Source organism: Marivirga arenosa, assembly GCF_030503875.2.
Classification (GTDB): Bacteria; Bacteroidota; Bacteroidia; order Cytophagales; family Cyclobacteriaceae; genus Marivirga; species Marivirga arenosa.
In genome coordinates this window covers 249,994-275,514 of the sequence record NZ_CP129968.2, presented here as the reverse complement: position 1 = coordinate 275,514, position 25,521 = coordinate 249,994, and the positions used below count along the sequence as shown (strand labels likewise).

Annotated in this window: 23 protein-coding genes; 2 read left to right on the top strand and 21 right to left on the bottom strand. The window is 35.6% G+C overall.

What is annotated here, in order from left to right; all coding sequences use genetic code 11:
* Positions 1-64 precede the first annotated feature (64 nt).
* Together QYS47_RS01225 and QYS47_RS01220 are read left to right on the top strand one after the other, a co-directional pair.
* Positions 65-5,428 (top strand): Ig-like domain-containing protein, encoded by a 5,364-nt coding sequence (locus tag QYS47_RS01225; RefSeq protein WP_322347420.1) that lies wholly within the window; start codon positions 65-67, stop codon positions 5,426-5,428.
* Positions 5,429-5,441: 13 nt separating this feature from the next.
* Positions 5,442-5,855, top strand: a complete 414-nt coding sequence (locus tag QYS47_RS01220) for a hypothetical protein (protein ID WP_322347419.1) — start codon at positions 5,442-5,444, stop codon at positions 5,853-5,855.
* A 243-nt stretch (positions 5,856-6,098) separates the two neighbouring features.
* Here QYS47_RS01220 and QYS47_RS01215 read toward each other — a convergent pair whose 3' ends face one another.
* From QYS47_RS01215 to QYS47_RS01115, 21 genes are all read right to left on the bottom strand, one after another.
* The gene (locus QYS47_RS01215; RefSeq protein ID WP_302102756.1) at positions 6,099-6,554 is read right to left on the bottom strand and encodes a GNAT family N-acetyltransferase; all 456 of its coding nucleotides are present in this window, start codon (positions 6,552-6,554) and stop codon (positions 6,099-6,101) included.
* A gap of 21 nt (positions 6,555-6,575) precedes the next feature.
* On the bottom strand, positions 6,576-7,100 hold the full coding sequence (locus QYS47_RS01210) for a GNAT family N-acetyltransferase (protein ID WP_322347418.1): 525 nt from the start codon (positions 7,098-7,100) through the stop codon (positions 6,576-6,578).
* A 158-nt stretch (positions 7,101-7,258) separates the two neighbouring features.
* Positions 7,259-7,609: a hypothetical protein gene (locus tag QYS47_RS01205; protein ID WP_322347417.1), complete on the bottom strand. Its 351-nt coding sequence runs from the start codon at positions 7,607-7,609 to the stop codon at positions 7,259-7,261.
* 78 nt (positions 7,610-7,687) lie between these two features.
* A complete protein-coding gene (locus QYS47_RS01200; RefSeq protein WP_322347416.1) occupies positions 7,688-8,221 on the bottom strand; it encodes a TetR/AcrR family transcriptional regulator in 534 nt (177 codons plus the stop codon).
* 342 nt (positions 8,222-8,563) lie between these two features.
* Positions 8,564-9,310: a hypothetical protein gene (locus QYS47_RS01195; protein ID WP_322347415.1), complete on the bottom strand. Its 747-nt coding sequence runs from the start codon at positions 9,308-9,310 to the stop codon at positions 8,564-8,566.
* A gap of 228 nt (positions 9,311-9,538) precedes the next feature.
* The gene (locus QYS47_RS01190) at positions 9,539-9,997 is read right to left on the bottom strand and encodes a hypothetical protein (protein WP_322347414.1); all 459 of its coding nucleotides are present in this window, start codon (positions 9,995-9,997) and stop codon (positions 9,539-9,541) included.
* 491 nt (positions 9,998-10,488) lie between these two features.
* Positions 10,489-10,935: a hypothetical protein gene (locus QYS47_RS01185; RefSeq protein WP_302128500.1), complete on the bottom strand. Its 447-nt coding sequence runs from the start codon at positions 10,933-10,935 to the stop codon at positions 10,489-10,491.
* Between the two features lie 182 nt (positions 10,936-11,117).
* Positions 11,118-11,792 carry a hypothetical protein gene (locus tag QYS47_RS01180; protein WP_302128501.1) on the bottom strand — a complete coding sequence of 225 codons (675 nt, stop codon included), beginning with the start codon at positions 11,790-11,792 and terminating at the stop codon, positions 11,118-11,120.
* Positions 11,793-12,200: 408 nt separating this feature from the next.
* Complete coding sequence (locus QYS47_RS01175; protein WP_322347413.1) at positions 12,201-13,088, bottom strand: energy transducer TonB family protein; 888 nt, start codon at positions 13,086-13,088, stop codon at positions 12,201-12,203.
* Between the two features lie 220 nt (positions 13,089-13,308).
* Positions 13,309-13,905, bottom strand: coding sequence for a hypothetical protein (locus tag QYS47_RS01170; protein ID WP_322347412.1), 597 nt, complete (start codon positions 13,903-13,905; stop codon positions 13,309-13,311).
* Positions 13,906-13,930: 25 nt separating this feature from the next.
* Complete coding sequence (locus tag QYS47_RS01165) at positions 13,931-14,401, bottom strand: hypothetical protein (protein WP_322347411.1); 471 nt, start codon at positions 14,399-14,401, stop codon at positions 13,931-13,933.
* A gap of 207 nt (positions 14,402-14,608) precedes the next feature.
* Positions 14,609-15,829 carry a hypothetical protein gene (locus tag QYS47_RS01160; protein WP_322347410.1) on the bottom strand — a complete coding sequence of 407 codons (1,221 nt, stop codon included), beginning with the start codon at positions 15,827-15,829 and terminating at the stop codon, positions 14,609-14,611.
* 363 nt (positions 15,830-16,192) lie between these two features.
* The gene (locus tag QYS47_RS01155; RefSeq protein WP_302128511.1) at positions 16,193-16,705 is read right to left on the bottom strand and encodes a DUF695 domain-containing protein; all 513 of its coding nucleotides are present in this window, start codon (positions 16,703-16,705) and stop codon (positions 16,193-16,195) included.
* 149 nt (positions 16,706-16,854) lie between these two features.
* A complete protein-coding gene (locus QYS47_RS01150; protein WP_322347409.1) occupies positions 16,855-18,219 on the bottom strand; it encodes a hypothetical protein in 1,365 nt (454 codons plus the stop codon).
* A gap of 1,127 nt (positions 18,220-19,346) precedes the next feature.
* Positions 19,347-20,066, bottom strand: a complete 720-nt coding sequence (locus QYS47_RS01145) for a hypothetical protein (protein ID WP_322347408.1) — start codon at positions 20,064-20,066, stop codon at positions 19,347-19,349.
* A 373-nt stretch (positions 20,067-20,439) separates the two neighbouring features.
* Positions 20,440-20,952, bottom strand: a complete 513-nt coding sequence (locus QYS47_RS01140) for a DUF695 domain-containing protein (RefSeq protein ID WP_302128511.1) — start codon at positions 20,950-20,952, stop codon at positions 20,440-20,442.
* A gap of 242 nt (positions 20,953-21,194) precedes the next feature.
* Positions 21,195-21,647, bottom strand: a complete 453-nt coding sequence (locus tag QYS47_RS01135) for a hypothetical protein (RefSeq protein ID WP_302128517.1) — start codon at positions 21,645-21,647, stop codon at positions 21,195-21,197.
* 186 nt (positions 21,648-21,833) lie between these two features.
* The gene (locus QYS47_RS01130) at positions 21,834-22,619 is read right to left on the bottom strand and encodes a hypothetical protein (protein ID WP_322347407.1); all 786 of its coding nucleotides are present in this window, start codon (positions 22,617-22,619) and stop codon (positions 21,834-21,836) included.
* A 335-nt stretch (positions 22,620-22,954) separates the two neighbouring features.
* Complete coding sequence (locus tag QYS47_RS01125) at positions 22,955-23,680, bottom strand: hypothetical protein (RefSeq protein WP_322347406.1); 726 nt, start codon at positions 23,678-23,680, stop codon at positions 22,955-22,957.
* A gap of 200 nt (positions 23,681-23,880) precedes the next feature.
* The gene (locus QYS47_RS01120) at positions 23,881-24,612 is read right to left on the bottom strand and encodes an SH3 domain-containing protein (protein WP_322347405.1); all 732 of its coding nucleotides are present in this window, start codon (positions 24,610-24,612) and stop codon (positions 23,881-23,883) included.
* A 354-nt stretch (positions 24,613-24,966) separates the two neighbouring features.
* Positions 24,967-25,479, bottom strand: coding sequence for a DUF695 domain-containing protein (locus QYS47_RS01115; RefSeq protein ID WP_302128511.1), 513 nt, complete (start codon positions 25,477-25,479; stop codon positions 24,967-24,969).
* Positions 25,480-25,521 lie beyond the last annotated feature (42 nt).

Here is a 25,521-nt window from a genome sequence, read left to right as displayed (position 1 = left end):
AAATACCCGATTGAATTGAGCCTATTTTAGTAAGACATTAGCAAGACGTTAAAATCTTACTGTTATGGGAAAACTATTTACACATTTTAGACTATTACTTACGGCCTTATTTATTTCTGTAATACATTTTGCTTCAGCGCAGGCTCCTAGTTCCTCCACTCCAGCTGATAATGCTACCAATGTTAGTGTTCAGCCTGGATCTTTTCATTTCCAATGGCAACAGCCTTATCAAGTATCTCTGATACCATCTAATTTGGATCAAGTTTATTTGAGAAGATCAGATAATGCCACTAATATCACTACTTTCAATTATGATAATGATACTAGGTCTTTAACGATGACACCTTTTTTGGGCCTTAGTACTGCTAACCTAGCAAGTCAATTAGATCCGTTTACCACTTACGAGCTTATTGCTACAGGATTTGACAACATTAACTTCGCAAATGTAGTGGGTGTGTATGACGAGAACACAAGAATAAGAGGAGGGTGGAGTCCTAATGATGGCTCGCTCGTTACATTTTCCACTGGAGCTGACAATATCAACCCTAGCTTAACAAGAAAAATTCCTGTTGCTTCTGATCCTAATGTTTCACCATCTACTACACAAATTTCTTTAACATTCGATGAGGTAGTGGTTGCCGGTACTGGTAATATTGAATTAAGAAGGTTTAGTGATAATGTGGTTATAGAATCCATAGCCATAGGCGCTGCTACTTTTTCACAAAATATTAGTCCTCTACCCAGAACTACCGTCACTGTTCCCCTAACGGCATTGACTAGCAGTACGCAATATTATGTACACATGCCTGCCGGTGTGATTAAAGATGATAGTAATAATGATTATGCGGGTATCACAGATAAAAGCTATTCTTTCACTACAGGAGTGGGTGATACAAGGCCTCCGGAAATAGTTGATTTTATTCCAGTAAACGGTGCGCAAAATATTAGATTAACTCAAACTTTTATTGGCATTGACTATGATGAGCAAATTTCTGTAGGCACAGGACAAGCAGAGTTGCGTGATGCGGCTAATAACCTTGTGGCCTCTTTAACTCCCTACATCGGTAATGGAGAACTAAGGTTTTCATTAACGTCAACCACTTTAAATCCCGGAACTACATATTCACTTTACCTTCCGGAAGGCGTAGGAAAGGATTTAGCTGATAACCCGACACCAGAACTCACTTTAAATACCTATCAATTCACCACCACTATACCGCCTACTATCACTAACTTAACTCCTGCAAACAATGCAACGGGGCTTTCTACCTCCATTAATAGCGTTACGGTTACCTTTTCAGAGCCAATATTCTTCGATCCGAATGGCACGGGTGGAAATGTATGGATTGATAAAGATGGAAGCTGGATAAAGCTTTATGTTATGGATGGATCCGACCCAGATATAGAATTTGATGGACTGGATATGCACATCAATAACTTACCGGCTTTAGACCCTAATACTACTTATCAAGTGAGAGTAACAGGTGCGCTTACTACTTATATTGATGCAGACGGTAATGGAATTCCAAATATACCCGCTGGTGAGTGGACTTTTACAACTGGTGCGGGAGGTGACGTTACGCCACCAACTGTATCTAGTAGAAATCCATCAGCTGGTGCACTAGACGTGCCTGCAGATGAATTATTTACGATAACTTTTAACGAGGACATCCAGGCACCTACAAGTACGAATTCAGGTTATATTAGAATAAAAAGGCAAAGTGATGATACACAAATAACTGTTATTTCATACAGTACTCAATCTATAACAAATGGCTTTTTATCTGTCACTAATAACGCTATTTCATTTAATAGGGATAACCTTCCCGTAGGTACTGCTTGTTACATCTCAATTGATGATAATGCCATCAAAGATATAGCTGGTAATGGTATTACAAACTTAGATAATACCACTAGCTGGGCTTTCACAACCTCCTCAGACAATCCCCCGCCTGCTATTCTAACTAAAACCCCGGCAACTACCACTAATAATGTTCCATTAAACCAAACATTTACAGTTACTTTTGATCAGAATATTATATTGGAAGGAGGCGAAATTATCGTTCTATTGTTGGATGGAGAAACTCCATATTTCTACAGAGAGAATGATGCAAATGTGAGCTGGGTAGATAATGTACTTACATTTACATTCCCAGAAGGTAGACTTGAAAACTCAAAAACCTACAACATTAGATTAGCTAATATTCAAAATGCAGCAGGTAATGAGATAGCTACCACTCCCGAGGGAGACTGGGTTTTTACTACAGCTGCGCCAGATGTTACGAAACCGACAATCGACTCAGCCGTGCCGGTGAAATCATCCAATAATGTGGACGTGAATTTGGGAACTATTGTCCTGACTATGACTGAGCCAGTGAATAGAGGCATTACAGGAACTTTTACCCTGCGCGAGTCGAGTGTAGGGGATCCAATTGTTAAACAATGGGCGGTAAGCAATGCTCCTGATTTGACCGTTAGTGGAAATACTATTACCCTGTCGGGAATACCAGAGATGCAGTCCGGTACCATGCATTATCTTCAGTTTACTGGATTCAGTAATTCCATTACTGATGATGCAGGTAATTTTCTGGATAGCTGGACTTTGAGTATGGTATATAACTTCGTCACCGCTGATCCTCCTGCTATTGTTAATATCCCTGATGCTAATTTTAAGTCGTATCTGGTGGGAAATAATTCCATTAATACTAACGGTGATACAGAAATTCAGGTGTCTGAGGCAGAGGCGTTTACTGGGCAAATTTCTGCCGGAAATTTGGGGATTAATGATTTAACGGGTATCGAAGCTTTCCCCAACTTAACTGAATTGTATGTAAACAATAATAACTTAAGCAACCTTGACCTTAGCAATAACCTGCTATTGACGGATATAAATGTGAATTATAATGATTTATCGACTCTAGACCTATCCAATCATGCTAATCTTATCACGGTCTTTGCGAGAGCAAACGCTTCATTGTCTGCCTTAAATTTGTCCGCTTCTAGCAGTACAATAGAGAGGATAAACGCACGTGAGTGCGCACTAACTAGCTTTGAACTTGACGGTGCAATAAATCTTACAAGTGTGGAGTTGGGCTATAATGCACTAACAAATGTTAGTATTACTAACTCTAGTATTTCTACTTATCTTTTTCTTAATATAAATGACCTTACAACGGTAGATTTTACAGGTACTAATGTTTTTGATCGTTTCCTGATAAATGGGAACACCAATTTAACAATGCTTGATATTAGCGATATGGTAGATGTTCAAATTGTAGATGCTAATGGAACCTCCATTACCGAGTTAGACCTTTCATCTAATGTTAATTTAAGAACGATAAATGTAGCTAATTGTAACTTGTCTTCACTAACCGTTAAAAATGGGAATAATTCTAATATTAGCTCATTTAATGCGAGGGGCAATGCTAACCTTACATGTATTAATGTTGATGATGTCACTCATTTTGAAACTAATTTTTCTGGGAATGTAGATGCAGGGGTCAGCTTTTCTACTACATGTAATAATGATGTTTCGCCTCCGGTAGTAAATTCTACTTCACCATCCGATGAAGGCACATTTGCGCCATTAAGTGGAGGAGGAGGTATAGTATTCAATGAAGCAGTGCAACAAGCGGCTGGAACTATTGAACTCTATCTCGCTGATGGGACATTGGTAGAATCCATCCCAACTGGAATAAATGATACGCGTCTCGGACAACCGGCAGATTTTAGAATTACCTGGGATTTCAATACTGATTTAGTTCCATCTACTGCTTATTACATTTTAGTTTCAGAAGGTGCTTATGAAGATTTGGCCGGAAATCCTTTTGCCGGCATAGGGATTGGGGAGCTTGACTTTACTGCCAATGCTAGACCATTGATTGAAGCATTGTCCCCAGCAGACGATGCAACTGACATAGCAATTGATGCTTCACTTACCTTAGATCTTGATGAGGATATGTACGTGGATGGTGCGGTACAGTTGGTCATCAAAGACTTTGCTTCAAATAACATCTTTGCGTCTTTCGACCTTGCTGCCCTAGATATGGGAGAAGGAGCCGGCACCTTCCTAAACGGGATCATCACGGTTAATCCTGCTTCAGATTTTGACAACAGTACTCAGTACTATGTGGTCCTAGAAGGAGCGGGAAGCTTAAGGAGTTCATTCAATGCTGAATCTTTTATCGGGCTACAAAACAAGAGCGATTGGAATTTCACCACGGTTAACACAAAAACAGATCAGACCATCACTTTTGACGCCTTAGCAGCCAAAACATTTGGAGATACAGCTTTTGAGCTGACGGCAACAAGCAGTTCCAATCTCACAGTTTCCTATGCAAGCTCAAATACTTCGGTAGCCACTGTAGATGGAAATATGCTAACGATTGTAGGGGCAGGGAGCACCATCATTACCGCCTCCCAAGAAGGTAATAATGACTTCAATGCGGCTGCACCAGTACAGCAAGAGCTGATCGTGAATAAAGCAGCACAAACGATTACCTTTGAGCAATTAGAAGATCAGCTACTTGAAGATCAGAGCGTGGAAGTAATAGCCACTTCAAATGCTAATTTGGAAGTAACCTTTGAGGTCAGTTCGGGCCCAGCTACCCTAAGCGGTAACACCCTTACATTCACAGACCTTGGCACTGTAGAAGTAGTAGCAAGCCAGGCAGGCAATCAGAATTATATGGAAGCTTCAGCGACCATGAGTTTTAAAGTGATTTCAGCATGCGAAAGTTTCTCTGCATCAGCCTCAATCATACAGCCTATTTCATGTGCGGATGCATCAGATGGTAGTTTTGAACTTACGGTTAGTGGAGGAAAAGCACCTTTTACTTATGAAATGGAAGGCAGCTCACAAAGTGAAAATCTATTTCAAAATATGAGCGCAGGAACCTATGAAGTAACTATTATGGATGCAAATGGATGTAGCGCTATAGTTTCGGTGGAACTGATTGCTCCTGAAGCGCTAGCGATTACAGCAGAAGTAGAGAACAGCACGAGTATATTCGGAAACGGAAGCATAAGCATAACAGTAACGGGAGGGACAGGCCAGTACACCTATGCATGGTCGAATGGGGCAGCAACGGCAAGTTTGACGGAGCTAGAAATTGGCGAATATAGCCTAACGGTAACTGATGAAAACGGATGTAGCCTAAGCGAAACTTTCACAGTAGGTGGAGTAACTGCAAATATTGAAGAAGGGCAAGCGGAGTGGTCTTTTTATCCAAATCCAGCAATAAATAGCTTGCAAGTGCAACACTCAGAGGATGCAACTCAATTAAGCATCTATGACTTAAGCGGAAAGCAGTTGTTAGAACAAAAGTTAGAAGGTAAGTCATCTGTAATAGAGGTTTCACAGCTTCCAACTGGTGTTTATCAACTCAAAATAAACGGGAATGCACCTAAAAGATTTATTAAAAAATAATACGAAAATGAAAATGAAATTAATATACACAGGATTGAGTTTTTTGGCTATAGGGCTATTGCTAATGGCCTGTAATTCAGAGGAGCCACTAACGCCTATAGAAGAAGCACAGCAAGAATTATTGGAAGCCATTCAAGGCACTTGGACGGCCAATGAAGTCCGTAAAGATGGAACATTGATTACTGATTTCGAGGGTTTTACGCTAACGATCAGCGATAAAAGCTATACCACCACCAATGGTAGTCCAGTGTGGCCTGGCAGTGGGAGCTTCGACTTTAGCTCAGTGGAGACTGAAAATGAATTTATTCGTCAGGACGGCAGACTGTTCACAGTTTCTCAATCAGGTTCAGCCTATTTAGTCACCATTATTTATCAGGAACAGAACGCAAGGGGAGAGTTTGGCACTTTTGAATTTGTTATAGAGTAGTAAGACGAAGTGAAGAAGTGTGTAAACAAAAAACCTCTAGCCATAGGCAGAGGTTTTTTGTTTTTTTAATGTTTAAAGATTTGAGAATATAGTCAACGTAATATCCTTAGAATTTTAAACTACCTCCTTTTGACCTAGCCTTATAATGTACAACGCTCATCATTAGGTTTCACGAAGTAGGGATACACTATTTTGGCTTGTAAACACGAAACAAATGCTTAGTTGTTGTGCGCTATTTTTATGTCAATCAGTTTTTGATTTAATAAGCTTTTTATAATAGAATAGTTCTGGGTCTCCATCATCTAATCCGTTAAGTTTACCTGCAAAAGAAAAATTAGCTTTTGTAAGTGCTTTTTGCATTCGAGTATTTGAACTATTGGTAGAAGTAAATATCTTATCCGTTCTACATTTTTCACACAACAAATCAAATACTTTTCCACCTATTCCTTTTCCTCTATATTTTTCATCTATGATTATCAACTCTATCCAACCTTGGTCAAAAAAACGGTAATCAAAAATCAAGAACCCAATCACTTGATGATCTGATAAAATGAGAAAGCATTCGTCACGTGATATTGCTTTGGTGATTTTTTCTTCCCTGTTCAGCTTGATGTGTTCGTTCTTGTCAAGCCTATAATCAATGTCCACTACAATTAGCTTCTCTTTGTTAGTTGCTTTTCTCAATCTTATGTTTTCCATATTGAGAATCTAATCGGTTTTTTATTCGTTAAATTCTTTAGGATATTCAACCCTTCCATATCCTCCTTTCAGTCCGTTTTTAACCAATTCAATTACCATACAATTCTCTTTCGGAACTTCAAATGGCAATTGTATTCCGTATATATCCGCTTGTTTATAACCGAATCTTGGGTAGTATTTTTCATGTCCTAAAAGAACGATTGATCTATACCCTAATTCTTTTGCTTTTTTGTGTGATTCCAGTATTAGTTTTCCACCAATTCCATTTCCTTGAAATTCAGGTAAGACAGAAACAGGTGCCAACGCCAATGAATCAAATTCATTAGAATCGTTATTGATTTTAAGTTTTGTCAATAGAATATGGCCAACTATTTGTCCGTTAATTTCCGCCACCATTGATAGTTCAGGAATGAAAGCGTCTGATTTTCTTAATCTTTCGACCAAAAACTGTTCAGTGTGGTCTGCGAATTCAGCATCTTTAAAAGCACTTTCAATTACGCTAAAGACTTCCTTATGATCATATTTTGTTTCTTGTCTTATTATCATTTCCAATGTCATCTTATACGCACTACGTTCTTGTATATGAAAAGTAGCGGATTCATGTACACTAAGCTTTTGGACTATAAGATAATTAATTAAATACAAAAGCGGTTCAGGTAAACACCTAAACTGCTATTTTTTATATACGTAGTTGGAGTTAGTTTTTATCTATTTCCAATTAAGACTCTTTTCAAATCTCCCTTTTCTTTAGATAATAAAAAGAGTAAATACGGTGCGAATATAATAATCCCTAGAATCATTGCTACTATCGCAATTACAATTGAATTAATTGAAAAATTGTTTCTCCAAGCTACCCATAATGCTGAAAGTATCAAATAGCATTGAAAATCCAATGCAAATTGCCCCATCCACGTCAAGGAAGTAGCAAATTCTATAGCTCTTGCTAAAAAATTTCCACCATCATTCTGAATTGCGATAACTGTATATATTAATAGTCCAAGTGTCTGGATTATTAAAAGTCCTTTTAAGAATTTCTGCTTTTTACCTACTTCCATTACGATTATTGTTTCGGTAAAAATAAAGAGCTTAATGGTTAAATTTTAGACGCTACCGTCCAATGGGATTTTTCTATCTTATTGCTTGAGCTGTAAAACCATATTACGAATACTTGCGAAGTATTCCTCAAGCCAAGATTCATTCAGAGTTTCATCTGTAATTTGAAGATAAAAGTTTTCTAAACTGAGCATTAGCACCATTTGTGCTAATGAATTGTTTTCTGACAAGCCTATTACTCTTTTCCAAATAGGAAGAATCGCAGGAATTGAAATCTGATTGGTTAGATTGAAGCAATTTTCAAAATCTGGGTTTTCTCTATGAATTCTTAATTGTCGATTAAATAATAGGTCAAGTTTATGTTCAAGAATAACTTTTATTAGTTCTTTTTCATTTTTAGAGTTTGATTCCTTAGCAGCAACAATTTTGGCTTGGTGTAAGTGAAAAGTCAGTACTCTTTCCAAAAAGATTTCTAAATCCGCAAATAAATGATAAAAGGAAGATTTATGCTTGCCAACTTCTTTAGATAGTCGTTCTACTTTAAGTCCTCTAGGTCCTTCGTAGGCGAAAAACCGATAGCCTTTTTCTATCCAAGATTTTTCTATTTCTTTCATTTCGATTTAATTACCGCTATCGCCTACATAAAACCTGTTTGCCAATGTAAGCTATGAAAAGCTAAACTAAGCAATTTATGCGGTTTCCACCAAGGCTCACTGTTGATTAAAGTGAAACTGTCCACCTACGGTAGGTCCAGTGGGTCGGTAAAAATCAGTCCGGCCGATGATGGCAGAAACTTGAGTTGACTGAATAACTAGAAAAGCTAGTGAGCCCTACAATGGTCAGTCCCTCGTTGATGAAGCTGCCGCGAAGTGAAAGCATAAATTGCTGGCTAATTACTACTGACTTTGCTACAGGGTGCTGAGCAAATTGGTTTTATGTACTGTTGTGTGAAGTTTTTAATAGAAGTGAATAAGGTCTTTCTCAGATAAAAGCGAGTCTAAACTAATTGACTGTCCTAATTGTAGCTTTAAGTTTGGCTTGATTTGCACACTGTATGTTGTATCTGTTGATTCTAAATCTTTAGAACCACCTTCATGCTCAACTATTCTTGTCTTAGTGTTCTGAATAATTGCCATTTTGGAATCAATATTTACGCAGTAATTCCAATTGTCTGTGTCTAGGCTACCTGAAGCGTTAGATTTTGTATTTATTATAAAATTAGCTTTCTGTAAAATGTAATTGTCATTTTTAAAAGCATAACCTAGGCTGTTTTCTTGAGAGGATAATCCAGATGGCCTGAATTTTTGATTGATGATCAGGTTTAATGAGGAATCTGTCGTTATAAAAGTATTTGCTGCATCTGGAAGAGAAATGGTTTCTCTCATTCTCCAGTTGTTATTTGTTTGATTATAAATTGAAATTTCTAAATAATAGCAGCCTGAATCGAACAAAGATAAACAGGGAGATTTATCTTTTGTCTCTTTGACTATTGCAACATGATTTATTGAATCATTAAATATGTTCAACTGAAAGTAACTGCGATATGGCTTATGATTAGCAAGAAATTCACTTAGATTTCCAATGTTTGAACTTGACTCTAAAGTTTCAGACTGGTTTAGACTATCATCAGCTTTTTTTGAGTGCTCATTATTTGAACAAGATGCAAATAGGCCAAAAAGAAAAAGTGCTATGAATCTATTCATTCAAATTTGTTATGGGATCAATTTCACACAACGCCACTGTATAAATTCGTGGCTGATTAAAAGTATAAAAATTTGCGTTAACTACCGAGGCAATCCGCAGGATTGGCTTATTAAATTAATTTTCACCAGATAAGGCAATTCTGCGGATTGACGGGCTTTCTACAAAGAGCTGAAGCAACAATAACCTACTAACAGCCATGATTTATGACAGAATGTTAGCGGTTTTTTCTATTTACGATGCTTTTCCCATCGGTTACAATCAAAATCACTTTTGATTCTTATAGTGTCACTTGATTGCTGTGGTCTTATTATTTTATAGATAAAGCCATTTGCTTCCTTTATAATATAATCCCCCTTTTTAAAATATGCTTCAGGATAGTCAATATACCATGAGGAGATTGAGAATATAGAATCCCGTGATTCAACAATGGCAGTAAATAAATACCTGTTATCTTTATCTTCATAGGTTGAGTCAATTTGACCTTGAAAATAGACTGACTTATAACTTTGGCAGTTATTTTTATTAGTCGCTATCCAGTCATTTCTATTCTTAGAATCTTTAAAGGCAGAATACACTACAATTGTTATTGAAACTACAAAAAAGGCTAAAAAGAATTTATTCTTCAGTAATCTGCCAGTCAAAGTAGATGGATAGTGCTCAAACCGCTGTTTTCTTTTAAATCTCAATTCTGAATCTTTATTCTAAATAACGTTTTATAAACTGCTTAAAATCAATAGTTTGCATTTATTTGATTTTCATTAATCCTTCCAATTTCTTTACTCACCCGTTAGCTTGCGAAGTCAATGGCTAAGCTAAATGGGGAATTACCGCTAACGCCTACATAAAACCTGTTTGCCTATGTAAGCTATGAAAAGCTAAACTAAGCAATTTATGCGGTTTCCACCAAGGCAGAATGTTGATTAAAGTGATGTCCTTATACAGCAAGCCTGCCTGCCGGCAGGCAGGTCCAGTGGGTCGGTAAAAACTTGTCCGCCCGATGATAGCAGATACTTGACTTAACGGATTAACCTTAAATGCTAGTTGGCTCTACAATGCTCGGTCCGCCCGTTGATGAAGTGGCCACAAAGTGAAAGCATAAATTGCTGGCTAATTACTGCTGACTTTCCTACAAGGTGCTGAGCAAATTGGTTTTATGTGATGTTACAGGCTGTTTATTCTAGTTGATTTGGCTGACTTCTACATGGTCTTCCTCTATACTCAATAAATAGCTTTGATCTTGAATGTTCATTTCGAACTCCCCATTGTTTAGCCACTTAGTAAATTCAATATTCGTAATTTCTCCACTCATTTTCAATTTACTAAAAAGGTCGTACAGATCAATTTGATGTTTTGCAACTATTCTTTTACAGCAGCCTTCATTGCCAAAAACTACAGTCTCCACATATAAACTATTATAGATTTCTGAAGTTGTAATGACTATTCGGTAGGCTTTAGCATCTATGTCATTAGTAGATACAGTTAGCCATTCTATTGGTCCCTCGTTTAAAGAAGTAATCCAAGCGTAGTAATCTTTCTCAACAGGCTCAAGGTCTGCTTTTACTATCTGTCCAGATGCAGAGTTGAAAGAAGTGATGAAGAGGGTGATTATGATTAATATTCTCATATTGCTACTATGGCCTGTAACGCGAAGCTAAAATGCGTTTGCTACACTTCGCTGATGAAATACTAAAGTAGCGAAGCCAAACCATAACCACAATTATTGAAAGAAAAAAGAAGAGACACATACTGGCTACTTGTTCTAAATGTAAATAAAATAGACGTTTGGCTTTGCAGCAATTTACCTATTCACTTTGCTAGAAGCAGTAAGCAAATGTTAGTAACTTTTTCTTTCAGGAGTTCCTCCATTGCTATTTTTGGTAGTTCATCATAATCTTTTGGTCTTCCAAGCTTAGATTTTAGTTCTTCAGAAGTCAAGTCTGAAAACTTTTGCTTCCAGTTATTAATTTGTTCTCTATAAATTTCTTGATTACGGTCGATTTCAATTTGTCTGTTGACATACCATGGTTTAATGGTGGGCCAGAGCGAATATTTTATTTCAGTTGGTTCAATCGGAAGTTCTGAATGCGATAATACAATTGAACTTATATTAAATTCCTTGTTATCAGGTGTTATTAAAGTGAAAAATGAATAGTTAGACCATGGGGTTTCCCAACGATTTCTATTATCGACTTTGTTCTTATGATAAATTGGGGTATTAAGAATAATAGTTAGTTCATTCAATTTGTAAGTAAATCTCAAGTCTTTTTGAATTGTAATTTTCTTTTCTTCACAGTCTATTAGGATTGAAAGATTTCTGTTAGAGAAATAGTGAGTTAGATGCATTATTAGATTTGGAATAACTCCTAATACAAGGAAAGATGAAATCGTTACTGGAACTGCATATTCTACGGCTTTTTCCCAATTCCAGCCATTTCTGTAATGAGCTAGAGGTATAGCTAGAATACATAATATTGGTAGCAAATATAAATACCTAATTAAGTACTTATTTGACTTTAGAATGTCACTTTTTGATATTTTATATAGTCTGCTCAATAGTGAGGATTGTTACTAACGCCCGCATAAAACCTGTTTGCCAATGTAAGCTATGAAAAGCTAAACTAAGCAATTTATGCGGTTTCCACCAAGGCTCACTGTTGATTAAAGTGATGTCCACATACAGTATGTCCAGTGGGGCGGTAAAAAATGGTCCGCCCGATGATGGCAAATAGTTGAGTTGGTTGAATGACTTTAAAAGCTAGTGAGTCCTACAATGCTCGGTCCTCGGTTGATAAAGTTGCCACAAAGTGAAAGCATAAATTGCTGGCTAGTTACTGCTGACTTTGCTACAAGGTGGTGAGCAAATTGGTTTTATGTGATGTTATAGCCATTTTAAAACTTGATAGGAATTACAAAGGAAACCCTAACGAGCTTATCATCATCGACTTGGGCTGGAATAAATTTTGGTAAAGATTTGATCACTTTTATTACTGCCGCTTGTTGTTTATCAGAATTAGGCATGGCTTTAATTACCTCCGTATTTTCTACATTACCATCAGTGCCAATAATTACATTTACTAATATTTCCCCCTTTTCATACTTTCTAGAGAATTTTAAATTATTCTGTATGTGTTGAAGAATTTTTTGCTGTGTGCAAGTTTTTATTTCTTGTTCAGATTCTAAATTCTCACAACCATATGCCATAAAATCCTTTTCATTTATTTGACCATTAGGCATGATTAGGGTGTACGGAATTCCATTGACATTGAGTCCCACAAAACCTACTCCTTTTTTGTAGAATAAAGAATAAGTAGTTCCTTCTCTTTCAGAACTCCTTGTTTCTACTTCTAAAAGACCATTAAAATCGCAAAACGGAGTAGAGAAAGAACTAGTTAAACTAATAATCTTATATGACCATTCATTTTTAGTACTATTCCACTCTTGTCCAACTTCAGGGGAAGCTGGTAAATCTTTCGATTCATGTCCTTCTTCTTTGTTATAGTGATAGACTGCTCCGTTTTCTGTTCTCCAATAACTTTCTTTTACTTTTCCATTTTTATAGGTTTCCCTTTTAATGAGATAGAATTTCCCATTAAATTTTATGCTATCATTTAGTATCAAAGAAGTCTTTGACGCTTTGCCCTCAGAATATTTATATTCTAATTCAGGCTCAATTGGCCACCATTCTCCATTACTATTTTCAAAGCATGGCGAGTCCTGAGCCACAGCTCCAAAAGCAATTAAAGTAAAGAAGGTTAGAATTAAGCAAATTTGTTTCATTGAAAATATATTTGGCTATAACGCCACTGTATAAATTCGTTGCTGATTAAAAGTATAAAAAATTCAGTTAACTACCGAGGCAATCCGCAGGATTGGCTTATTAAATTAATTTTCACCAATAAGGCAATCCTGCGGATTGACGGGCTTTCTACGAAGAGCCAAAGGAACAATTACCTACTGAACAGCCATGATTTATACAGGATGTTAGGCTCATTTTAACTCATATTTCACCTTTAAAAATGCCCGCTCGAAAATTTTCTAAAACTGTTTTAACCGCAATAGCGATACATCTTGCAGATTCAAAAGCATATTTGATAAATGACCAGTCACTTGAACCGATTGTCTCAAAATAATATCTAGACTCTACAAAAATGTTAGAAATAGTGTCTAGAGACTGATTGAAATCTTTAAAGTCTACTCCGTCAAAAGGTTCTTTTTCTGGTTTAGGCGGTAATCCCTTTGATGATTTTATACCAATTTCCACCATCAACACATTTTTAGACTTTTTGCATTTTCCATATTCTGTCTCTATTGCCATCTTTAAAACAGGATGTATTTCATTATATAAATCCGTCAAGTTGTGACCGAATACTACACCATCCTTTCGCCCAGCTATCATCAAGCTTTTAAGATATAGTTCAATTGAAAGTCCAATCAAAACATTGGCAGAAATCATTTTTCCTAGTGGAGAGTTATTTTTGTCCTTATTAAGATATTTCTGAATTTCCTTGTCAATTTGAAGTGCATGGTTAAACATTTCATTTGCTTGTTCCATAGCAATTGGCAACGACTGAATATTTATTTTTTTATTTCTCATGGTTAACTGAAGTGTAAATAAGTTTTTATTTTGATATCAGCATTCCTGAGTTAGGGAAATTCCACTCATAGATGAAATTTTGATCGGTATGAAAGCTATACATTTTTCTGTACTTCCTAACTCTAAAGTCATAGATGTCCAGTATTAAATATGGTTGCTTAAATAAAATACCAGTTAATTTTATCGACCAATTTACTATATCTCTCTGATTCTTTTTATCGTAATTGTAATAATCAAAATTTAGAACTGCCTGAATCGTATCCTTTTGGTCTATCAGCCTTTGGTATGCCTCTTTTGGAATGCTGAGTTCGCCTGGTACATATCCAACCTGATATTTTTTTTCCATGTTGTCGGAAAACCAAATTTTAATGTCCGCGAGCTGTCCTTCTACAAGTTCTTTGTTGACCTGTATGATACAATTTACTTGAACCTCTTGTCCGAGTGACTCGAAGCTTGTAAAGAATAATGTTAATATAATGATGAGTTTTGCTGACATTTAATTGAGCCTAACGCCACTGTATAAATTCGTGGCTGATTAAAAGTATAAAAATTTCAGTTAACTACCGAGGCAATCCGCAGGATTGGCTTATTAATTTAATTCTACAAATAAGGCAATCCTGCGGATTGCCGGACTATCTACAAAGAGCAGAAGTAGCAATAACCTACTGAAAAGCCATGATTTATGACAGAATGTTGGGTTCCGTTATTTTTTAATAGTAAAAGAGTCTTCTATTTTCTTGATTTTTGCCTGATTTATAATTTTCCTATCGAGCGAGCATATAGATGAGACTGAATATATTTTATTATTAGCCTCAATAAATAAAATATCTATAAATAAAAGAGGTATTCCTATTCTTCCTGTGTATTTGTATCTTAACGCTTCGTAGTCTTTAAACTTTAAATCAGACTTTGATTCAAGTTGTAAATCTTGGATGCCATTAGCTTCTTCGAGCGATTTTTCATGTAACTTGATAGTTTCTTTTAATGAAACTGAATCTTGTGCCGAGATTAAAACAATTGATGGAAAAATCATATCTTCTTTGATTTTTTCAACAAGAACAACGCTTCCAGATGTATCAGCAATTAGCCAGTTATTTGGATATTTAAAACTGTAGTGAAAGGTCGAGTCGAAATATGTTTCTGTGTGAAAAACACTATCAATTTTTGCGTATTCATGAACATCATCTTCAAAAAAGAACCTCATCGTTTCGAATCTTAGAGAATCAGCTTCTTCTGAATATTCAAGGATAATTTCATTCTTGGATAAATTGTTTTTATAAGATAATTCTATATTAGTTGTTGCGTCAAAAGTATAAATATCGAATCTGCTTAATTTTAAACCCGGTGGTTTTTTTCCTAAAAATCTCAATCCTTTTTTTCTGAATTCATCTAAATCTTCAAATTGCTTCAGCCAAAGCGATGAGTTGTAAATTGAATCGAATTCTTTTTGGTTTATCAATTCAATCTCTTTAGTTGTAATAGCATTAAATGCATCTCTGTTTGTATATTCAATTATACCAAATGTAAAATACGATATTTTAAAGTCCTTATTATCAGTAAGCTTTAATTCCCAAGTATTAAAACAGGTCACATTCTCAAAAGTCATTTGACTTCCTGCCATAATGGATTTAGCTGAAGTCGACATGCTATCCGGTAAATGTTTTTCCACGATTGAATATTCTAACAGGTCCCCATAATATTGATCTAAAGAAATAAAGTAGTTTGTGAATTCTTGCAATGTCATTACGCTACTTGAATATTGATCACTTGTAAAGCTATATGCTTTCTTGTAGTCTTTCTGCTGAATTATTTCAATAAACTCTTTTAAAATTTTTACTGCAGAAACCTTAACAGGAACAGAATCCTGCTGACCATACAGATTTAGTGACCACGTTAACAATATTAGGACTGATAGACTTTTCATTATATGCTGTAATAGAATTTGAATGGACACTATGGAACCCAACGCCTACATAAAACCTGTTTGCCGATGTAAGCTATGAAAAGCTAAACTAAGCAATTTATGCGGTTTCCACCAAGGCCGAATGTTGATTAAAGTGATGTCCTTATACAGCCAGTCCAGTGGGTCGGTAAAATAGGGTCCGCCCGATGATGGCAAATAGTTGACTTGAATGAATAACCTTAAAAGCTTTTGAGCCCTGCAATGCCAAGTCCGCCCGTTGATGAAGCCGCCACAAAGTGAAAGCATAAATTGCTGGCTAGTTACTGCTGACTTTGCTACAGGGTGGTGAGCAAATTGGTTTTATGTTTTGTTGGCAAACGTATTTTACTCCATCAAATGCCATTTTGAAAGTTTCCATTCAGGATCTTCCTCCATTCTATAATCAAACGGTCTTGGATGACTGCCTGAATCAATGATTTGCTTTAATTCTTTATCTGCAATTTCTGGATCGTGTATTTTCCATATCATTTCACGGGTACCATTCCATGTAAATCGACCTATAAATAGACCATTAGGTTTATCTTGGTTTTCACCCTTCAATAACTCTTCAAGATGCTCACAAAATGTATCTGTTTCTTCTCTTTCCTGAATCGATGGCATACCGTTCTCAATGAGTTCATTGTATTGAAGTACAATTGAAAGATGCCAAGGAAAAATATGTTTGTGTTCAAAGTCCTTAAGGGAGGACGTAATAATTCCAATACCTGGTAGGTCGTCTTTGTTAAATTCTATAGTTGAAAACACTTCTTCAGGGAATGATACCCTGACTTCAGATGGTTGTAAGCCCTCTTCAGAATTCTTGTCCGTACTGCCAAAAAGTTTATTCCAGATTCCCATGCTTCCAAATGTTTGCCAACGCTAAGCATATGGCTTTGTGGCGGTTTTCGAGGTGCCTTCTTGTCTGTCCTCAACACACTTACTTAAATGTACAAAATTTTCTTTTACTGCTTCACCCGCCATAAGCTATATGTGGTGTTACCTGTATTTTATTTTATAAAAACTCTAGGAACTTGCGGTAATCCACACCATTCTGCAATACTATTATATTTGCCCGCAAGGCTCCTGATAATATCAATTCCAGTTTCAGTAGTTTCAAGAACTTTTGCTAATTGTTCATTCCCTTCAGATACTGAATTAAGAAAATTTCTCAACTTCTGCATCGCAGTCGAATTTTTCACAATTTCAGAGTCGGTTTCTTTTTCTATTGCAGTTAGAGAACCCTCCAAATTTTGCAGTTCTATGTATTCTGGACTTGAAGTTCCAAGAAGCAACTTTAAGTCGTTAATATCTGATATAACAGAAGTCACGGTTTGATTATTGACAACTTTATTATCTAAAGTAATAACAGGTTTGAAATCAATATGAATTGGACTTTTATTAGCTAACCCTTCACTTAGTATATTCATTAATTTATCAATTTGTCCTGTTTGCACTAGCATAATGTCTTGCTGAGTTTCTACTCTATACCTTGCTAATCTTAATTCGTTTTTTAGTTCTAATATCAATTTTTCATTTTTGGTAACTTCTTCTGGCGTTTTCTGTCCTGTAATAACAAGCTGATATTCCTGCAGTGCTCTTTCGATAACTTCTGTTTCTCCATCACCCGTTTCAATGATGAGTCTTACAATTTTGTCTTTCTGTTCTATTTTAATTTTTGCCTCTTGGTCAGGATATTGTTCTCTGATATAGGTGCCAAAGTAATTTAGAATGTTCAAACCAGCTTGATAATATTCAGGTGGAAATTCTATACATCTATCAATTACTACATTTTCATTTGAAATTAGAGGGTCAGATTCTAATTCATGAATTTCTGTTTCAAATAATTGACCTTGGTCAGTATAACCAAGTATTAAAAAAGGATAAGAGTGACTTAAAGGAGTAAGAGGAAGGATTTGCTTTTGATATTGTTCGAATGACAACCTTTTAAAGAATCTATCTTCATGTCTAGCACCAAATTCTGCAGTAGGTACTAATAAAATAGGTATTTTTGCTATGTCATATTTACCTGCTAAAGTAGTCTGCTGAAAAAGCCACCTGTTAGCAAAATCTATATGTCCAAATGAAATATAGGCACTAACGTCATTTTTAATTGGCCCTAAATTGCCGATAAAGATTCGCTGTCCATCTTCTAGGTAAAAAGATGTATCCGATATTATCCATTCTTTTTCTTTAAGAAGCTCATTCCAAATATCCCTATGACCAATAAAAGTCCGTTCATTTGCTTGTCTCATTGAAACATAACTGCTTATAAATTGAGGCAGTACTTCTAATACCTCCTCCAATTCATTCGGATGTTCATTTATTAAATCTTGCCAAGCATTTTTATAGCTTATGACTTTGCTTATTATCATTTTTTGAAGGTTAATTTATTCTGATTTACATTTTACCTAGGTGGTGAAAATAACATTTTTTAATTTATGATTTGCTATTATTTATTGTATCCGTTAGCTATCAAAGTAAATATCTCCCAATACTTAATTCTGACTAACGTTTATTTAAGTTGTTGAAAATCAATTTCTCCCAATCATTTCACTTTTTTTATTAATTCTTTCAATTTCTAGCATCACCGTTAGCTTGTGAAGTCAATGGCTTAGCTATATGGGGAATTACAGGTAGCGCCTGTATAAAACCCGTTTGTTACACTAGGCTATGAAATACTGAAAGTAGTAATTTATGCTATCTCCGCAAACTGATACACTTCATTAATTGCAAAAGATTAGAATAATTAGGCGCCTTACTTGACCAACGCAGTATCCTTGCTTGCCAGCTATGAAACGTAAGCATAAATTACGGGCTCTTTAGCACTCAATTTGCTACAAGGTGGTGAGCAAATGGGTTTTGATACTATGTTAGGTAGCGTTTCTAATTTTCAACTAATGCTTTTAAACTCAAAGCGTATGATGTTAGAATATAAATCGCAGTTATCCAATTTCCCAGAATACTGATAACGAAGGATTCATTAAATCTCTTTAACGCACTTCTATATCTCTTGGGGCTTAGAAAGAACATTAGAAATAAGATGTAAACTGCAATAGGGATTGTATATACTAGCCAAGGTGTCTTTACTGGTGTCTGATTCAAAATGTAAATGTAAATACAGAACATATAAGAAAGAGTCGAGGTGCTCGCCCAAAATGCAGCTCTATACTGAGGTTTACTCGCTCCAAAGCTCAAAGCTTTTGAAAATTTAAAAAACCTAAAATAAAAATATTGAATGATAGTTGTCATTATGATTGAGTGGGAAGGCAGTGCTACCTAACGACCGTATAAAACCCGTTTGCTTTACTTGGCTATGAAATACTGAAAGTAGTAATTTATGCTCTTTCCACAAACTGATACACTTCATTAATTGCAAAATTTTAGAATTTCAAACTTGTTTGCCTTCTATTAAAAGCAAGCATAAATTGCGGACTATTTGGCACAAACGTGGCTACAGGGTGGTGAGCAAATGGGTTTTTATATTATGTTACCAGCTATTTTATTTAATCATCAGATAAAACCTATTTCCTTCTGGGTCTAATAGAGAGATATAATCTAATTTGTTTGGTAAGGAGCATATTTCCAGCTTAGGATCGCTTTCTTGATACCAAAAAATATAATTTGAAGTTGTCTCACTAAAATCATCGGATAGGTGATTATTACTTTTTAGTTTTATAAGGTAGTTCCCAGCTTCTTTTATCTTCGTTGGCATATTTGCACTCAGAAAATCTATATAATAATAGCCTTTATATAGATGTATTCTGTCAAGTTCTTGTAAGTGTTTAAACCCTTTTGAATAGTTGTTTTTAAAATATTTGAAATCTGCGCTATCCAGTTTTGCTTCTATAGAGGTAATATGTCTTTTATAAACTACATCACCTTTAAGATTATATGCAACTAATTGAAAGGGATTCCACAACATGATGTTAGTGATACCAATAATATATTGTTCATCATCAGAAACCTCAATATGTGTTAAAGCCGGAGAGGGTGATTTAAATAAAGTGTCACTAGATTTCTTGTCTATGGCCATTACATAGGCATAGTTGTTTTCTGGTGTAAATGGATTTTGATCTGTAGAAATCATTTTAAATCTACTTTCTCTTGTAGAATCTGACCAGTTATGATAATGAATAATCCGTAAATTTTCCGTCTCAACTTCAAAGGAAATAATTAGATCATAACCGAAAGGATCCGATTTACAGAGAGTTGATGCCATCAATGCTATAGAAATAAGAATTATCCTGTGCATATACGATTATTGCTGGTAACGCCTACATAAAACCTGTTTGCCGATGTAAGCTATGAAAAGCTAAACTAAGCAATTTATGCGGTTTCCACCAAGGCCGAATGTTGATTAAAGTGATGTCCTTATACAGCCAGTCCAGTGGGTCGGTAAAATAGGGTCCGCCCGATGATGGCAAATAGTTGACTTGAATGAATAACCTTAAAAGCTTTTGAGCCCTGCAATGCCAAGTCCGCCCGTTGATGAAGCCGCCACAAAGTGAAAGCATAAATTGCTGGCTAGTTACTGCTGACTTTGCTACAGGGTGGTGAGCAAATTGGTTTTATGTTTTGTTGGCAAACGTATTTTACTCCATCAAATGCCATTTTGAAAGTTTCCATTCAGGATCTTCCTCCATTCTATAATCAAACGGTCTTGGATGACTGCCTGAATCAATGATTTGCTTTAATTCTTTATCTGCAATTTCTGGATCGTGTATTTTCCATATCATTTCACGGGTACCATTCCATGTAAATCGACCTATAAATAGACCATTAGGTTTATCTTGGTTTTCACCCTTCAATAACTCTTCAAGATGCTCACAAAATGTATCTGTTTCTTCTCTTTCCTGAATCGATGGCATACCGTTCTCAATGAGTTCATTGTATTGAAGTACAATTGAAAGATGCCAAGGAAAAATATGTTTGTGTTCAAAGTCCTTAAGGGAGGACGTAATAATTCCAATACCTGGTAGGTCGTCTTTGTTAAATTCTATAGTTGAAAACACTTCTTCAGGGAATGATACCCTGACTTCAGATGGTTGTAAGCCCTCTTCAGAATTCTTGTCCGTACTGCCAAAAAGTTTATTCCAGATTCCCATGCTTCCAAATGTTTGCCAACGCGAAGCTAAAATGCGTTTGCTATACTCCGCTTATGAAATACTAAAGTAGCAAAGCCAAACCATAACTACAATTGCGGAGCAGTAAAAAGACAGGATCGCTGTGTCTGTATACTCTTTGAATGAAACTAGATGTTTGGCTTTGTGGTGAAATACCTGCTCACTTCGCTAGAAGCAGTAAGCAAATGCATTTTTAGCAAATGTTAGGTGTTTTATTTATTTTTCTACTGAAGAACCTTCCTAATTCTTGGTTGAAGAAACCATATTCCTACGGGCCATAGAAAAAAAAGTAAAAATTCCTTTTTCTGCTTAAAATTGCCTGTCTGTTTTCCTTCAGAATTTCTTAACAGAATAGCTAATTCATCGGTCACATAAATGTAGGAAAATCCAAAATATCCCAAAATTGGAAGTACGATTATACCCTCGTCAATTTTTATACCTGCCAACGATAGTGAATATATCGACAGCATGAAAATACAATTAAAAATATAGAACCAATTCGTCTTTTTGTTAGCATTTTCTCTTAATTCCTCCGCAGTCAGAAGAAAATATGAAATAATGAATATAAATATTCCTGCGGTAAAAAGCTCTGAAATCAATTCGTCTTTTATAATCTGGCTACCTATTATTAGTGTTAGAAATACTATAAAAATATGCCAGTTACTGAGTCTTTTCATTTTTTGCAATCCTTATTACACCTAACGCTTAGGCTATGATGAGTGGGGCTTAGAAATTACTAAGCTTGACATCTGCATAACATCCACAGCAATTAATAAATTTACACATTGTGGCTGACTTACCAATTACCGTCAAAATTTCTTGACTGATGAAACCCCATTCATTCATAGGTAGTGTTATGCATATCATTTGTGTTCTTCACTAATATAAAAGGTTGTTGTACTGTCAGTCTCTTCAGTAATGACATAAACAGCTTCTTTCGTTCTTTTCAAATGCATAATTAATGACCCATCAGGTTTAATACGTTTCTCAATAGTGTCATTAGGGGTATATTTGAATTCTTTAAAATAAAAGAGCTCCCGATTCCCATTGGAATAATCGTAGATATATTCCTTAATTACTCTATTTAAAGAGTCATATGAGTAATCAATAATGCTTGCTTTTCTTTTAGGATTCCTCTTTTTATTTAAGTATTTAGTTTGAATACGTCTATTAAGGTCGTCATAGGAATGTTCAACTATGGATGTTTGGCTAATTGGGTAAAAATAATTTCCGTTTTCATCCAGATATTTAATTTTTACTAAATTATTATTCTTGTCATATTTATTTTTGACTGATGGTGCTTCACCCATATGTGACGTAAGTTGGTGATTTCTATCTCTCCTTTCTGTTAAAATTAAGTTGCCTATAGAATCATAAGTATAATCAATAATAGGATATTGCATAAGAAGTTTAACCAGTCTTCCATTTTCATCAATAGTCCTTTCTTGAATAATTCTGCCCTGATCGTCTTTAATAATTTGTTTAAATACTAAAATACCAGGATATGATTCTTGAAACACTTTTTTTCTTAAGTAGGAAGGCTCTTCAATCAATGTATCATTTCCGTTCGATAATTTTTTTATGACCCTTTGGGTTTTTGACTCACAGGAAATAATTACTATGAATAAAATGATTAGATTATATTTCATGTTTTTATGCATAACGCCTACATAAAACCTGTTTGCCTATGTGGGCTATGAAAAGCTAAACTAAGCAATTTATGCGGTTTCCACCAAGGTACACTGTTGATTAAAGTGATGCTGTACTTAGTCGAGTCCAGTGGGTCGGTAAAAAATGGTCCGCCCGATGATGGCAGATATTTGAGTTGCTTGAACTACTTTAAAAGCTAGTTAGCCCTACACTGCTCGGTCCGTCCGTTGATGAAGTTGCCACAAAGTGAAAGCATAAATTGCTGGCTATTTACTGCTGAGTGTGCTACAGAGTGCTGAGCAAATTGGTTTTATGTATTGTTGGCAACAGTTTTTTATTCTACTTGATATGTGATTTCTTTTTCTAATATTAAATCATCTGATAGGTCAAGTCCTTTTTTATCATACATGTTAACTTTAATAGTATGTTTACCTATGCCTTTAGGATCTATTTTTATTTTAGCTTTCCCATTAATGATATCAAGAGTGTCACTATCATTAAGTACAATTGTCATGAACTCTTCACTTTTAGAAGAAAAAGCTGCAAATATAACTTCAGCTTCGAAGTTTTCCTTAGTAGTGAATACTTTCTTTGTAGGCACAACCATCAGTTCAAGCTGATCAAACATATAAGATGCTCCTGCTTCCATTGAAATATTTTCCAATATCGCTGTCTTTGCTTTTGTAAGAGCAACAGTACCCGCTAGCTTTTCATATTTTCTAGGAGCCTCGCTTAAGATAATTTCCCAATCACTATAGTTGTATTTTGATAGTCCATAAGATCCTTCTTTGAAGGAATCGAATATCTTTTTTATCTCATTTCCATTTTTTAAGTCGCTTATCGCTTTATCATATAATGAGTCTAAATTTTTCAATTTACTCTTTACGAGCAATTCCTTATTTGTACTTTCTGCCAACAAATTAGAAACTGCATTTGCTTTTCTTTCGAGTCTTTCAAGCTCGTATTTTTCCTGAGCGAGTAAATATTTTTCCAAAGATGCTTTGTCCTCTGTGCAAGAGATGAGAACTGATAAGATTGTGATTAAAATGAAATGTTTCATTGATTGATAATTGTTGCCAACGTTATGGCTATGATGAGTGGGGCATAGAAAGAACTAAGTTTGCCATCTTCTCCAAGCCACAATAACCAATTGTTTTTTAATAAATTTACTAATTGTGGCGGACTTTCCAACCACTACCAAATTTTCCTGACTGATGAAACCCCATTCATTCATAGCTGGTGTTGTATGCCGTACTTATTTTAGCACCCTCTTGAATAGTACCATATGTTTGGTAGTCCATTATCGCCAATAATTTTTATCCATCCTTCCAATTCTTGAATAATATTTTCCTTTTCTGGTAAGTCTGTGCCACAAGGATGCTCCTTAGTAGTGATAACTTTAACTTTTGTCCAAAGTCCATCGTGCTCTTTTGTTGGAGAAATTTGTTGTGTCTCGCCTTTCAATGTTTTAATTATTCTCGAGTCTGTGTTAGGTCTTTCTCTTAAATTTAATCCAGGGTCATTGGCATAAAAGCCTAATAGGTTTTCAACATTGTCGGCAAGAAAAGTTTGCCAGTCGACTAATGCAAACCCTGCTTTCTTAATATCATTTTCCTTTAACCATAAGTCCTTTTCGTCATATCTAAATTTAACGAATCCGTTTCTTCTCTCAGAATATGGTAAAGCCCAGATTTCATATCCAATTTCTTCAAAGTGCTCTAAATCAATTTGGGTATCTGCTTTGGTTCTGAAGTCGACAAGGTAAATTCGATAATTTGACTGGTCGCCAGTATTCTGTCTCACATCTCTTGTCAACTTTCCTACAATGTCCCCATCGGGCAGGTTGTAAATTGTGAATCCTTCTTTTGGGGCATAAATACAACAGATTTCTTGGTTGTCCTTTTCTTCTGGTAAAATAAGTCCATTCTGAATTACTTGTCCAAAAGCGATTTTAACTGACAATAGAAAAATTAGGATAAGGTGTCTAGTCATTTTGTGTAGGTCTGTGATTGATATGGCATACAACGCCTACATAAAACCTGTTTGCCGATGTAAGCTATGAAAAGCTAAACTAAGCAATTTATGCGGTTTCCACCAAGGCCGAATGTTGATTAAAGTGATGTCCTTATACAGCCAGTCCAGTGGGTCGGTAAAATAGGGTCCGCCCGATGATGGCAAATAGTTGACTTGAATGAATAACCTTAAAAGCTTTTGAGCCCTGCAATGCCAAGTCCGCCCGTTGATGAAGCCGCCACAAAGTGAAAGCATAAATTGCTGGCTAGTTACTGCTGACTTTGCTACAGGGTGGTGAGCAAATTGGTTTTATGTTTTGTTGGCAAACGTATTTTACTCCATCAAATGCCATTTTGAAAGTTTCCATTCAGGATCTTCCTCCATTCTATAATCAAACGGTCTTGGATGACTGCCTGAATCAATGATTTGCTTTAATTCTTTATCTGCAATTTCTGGATCGTGTATTTTCCATATCATTTCACGGGTACCATTCCATGTAAATCGACCTATAAATAGACCATTAGGTTTATCTTGGTTTTCACCCTTCAATAACTCTTCAAGATGCTCACAAAATGTATCTGTTTCTTCTCTTTCCTGAATCGATGGCATACCGTTCTCAATGAGTTCATTGTATTGAAGTACAATTGAAAGATGCCAAGGAAAAATATGTTTGTGTTCAAAGTCCTTAAGGGAGGACGTAATAATTCCAATACCTGGTAGGTCGTCTTTGTTAAATTCTATAGTTGAAAACACTTCTTCAGGGAATGATACCCTGACTTCAGATGGTTGTAAGCCCTCTTCAGAATTCTTGTCCGTACTGCCAAAAAGTTTATTCCAGATTCCCATGCTTCCAAATGTTTGCCAACAATTGTGCAAACGCTATTATTG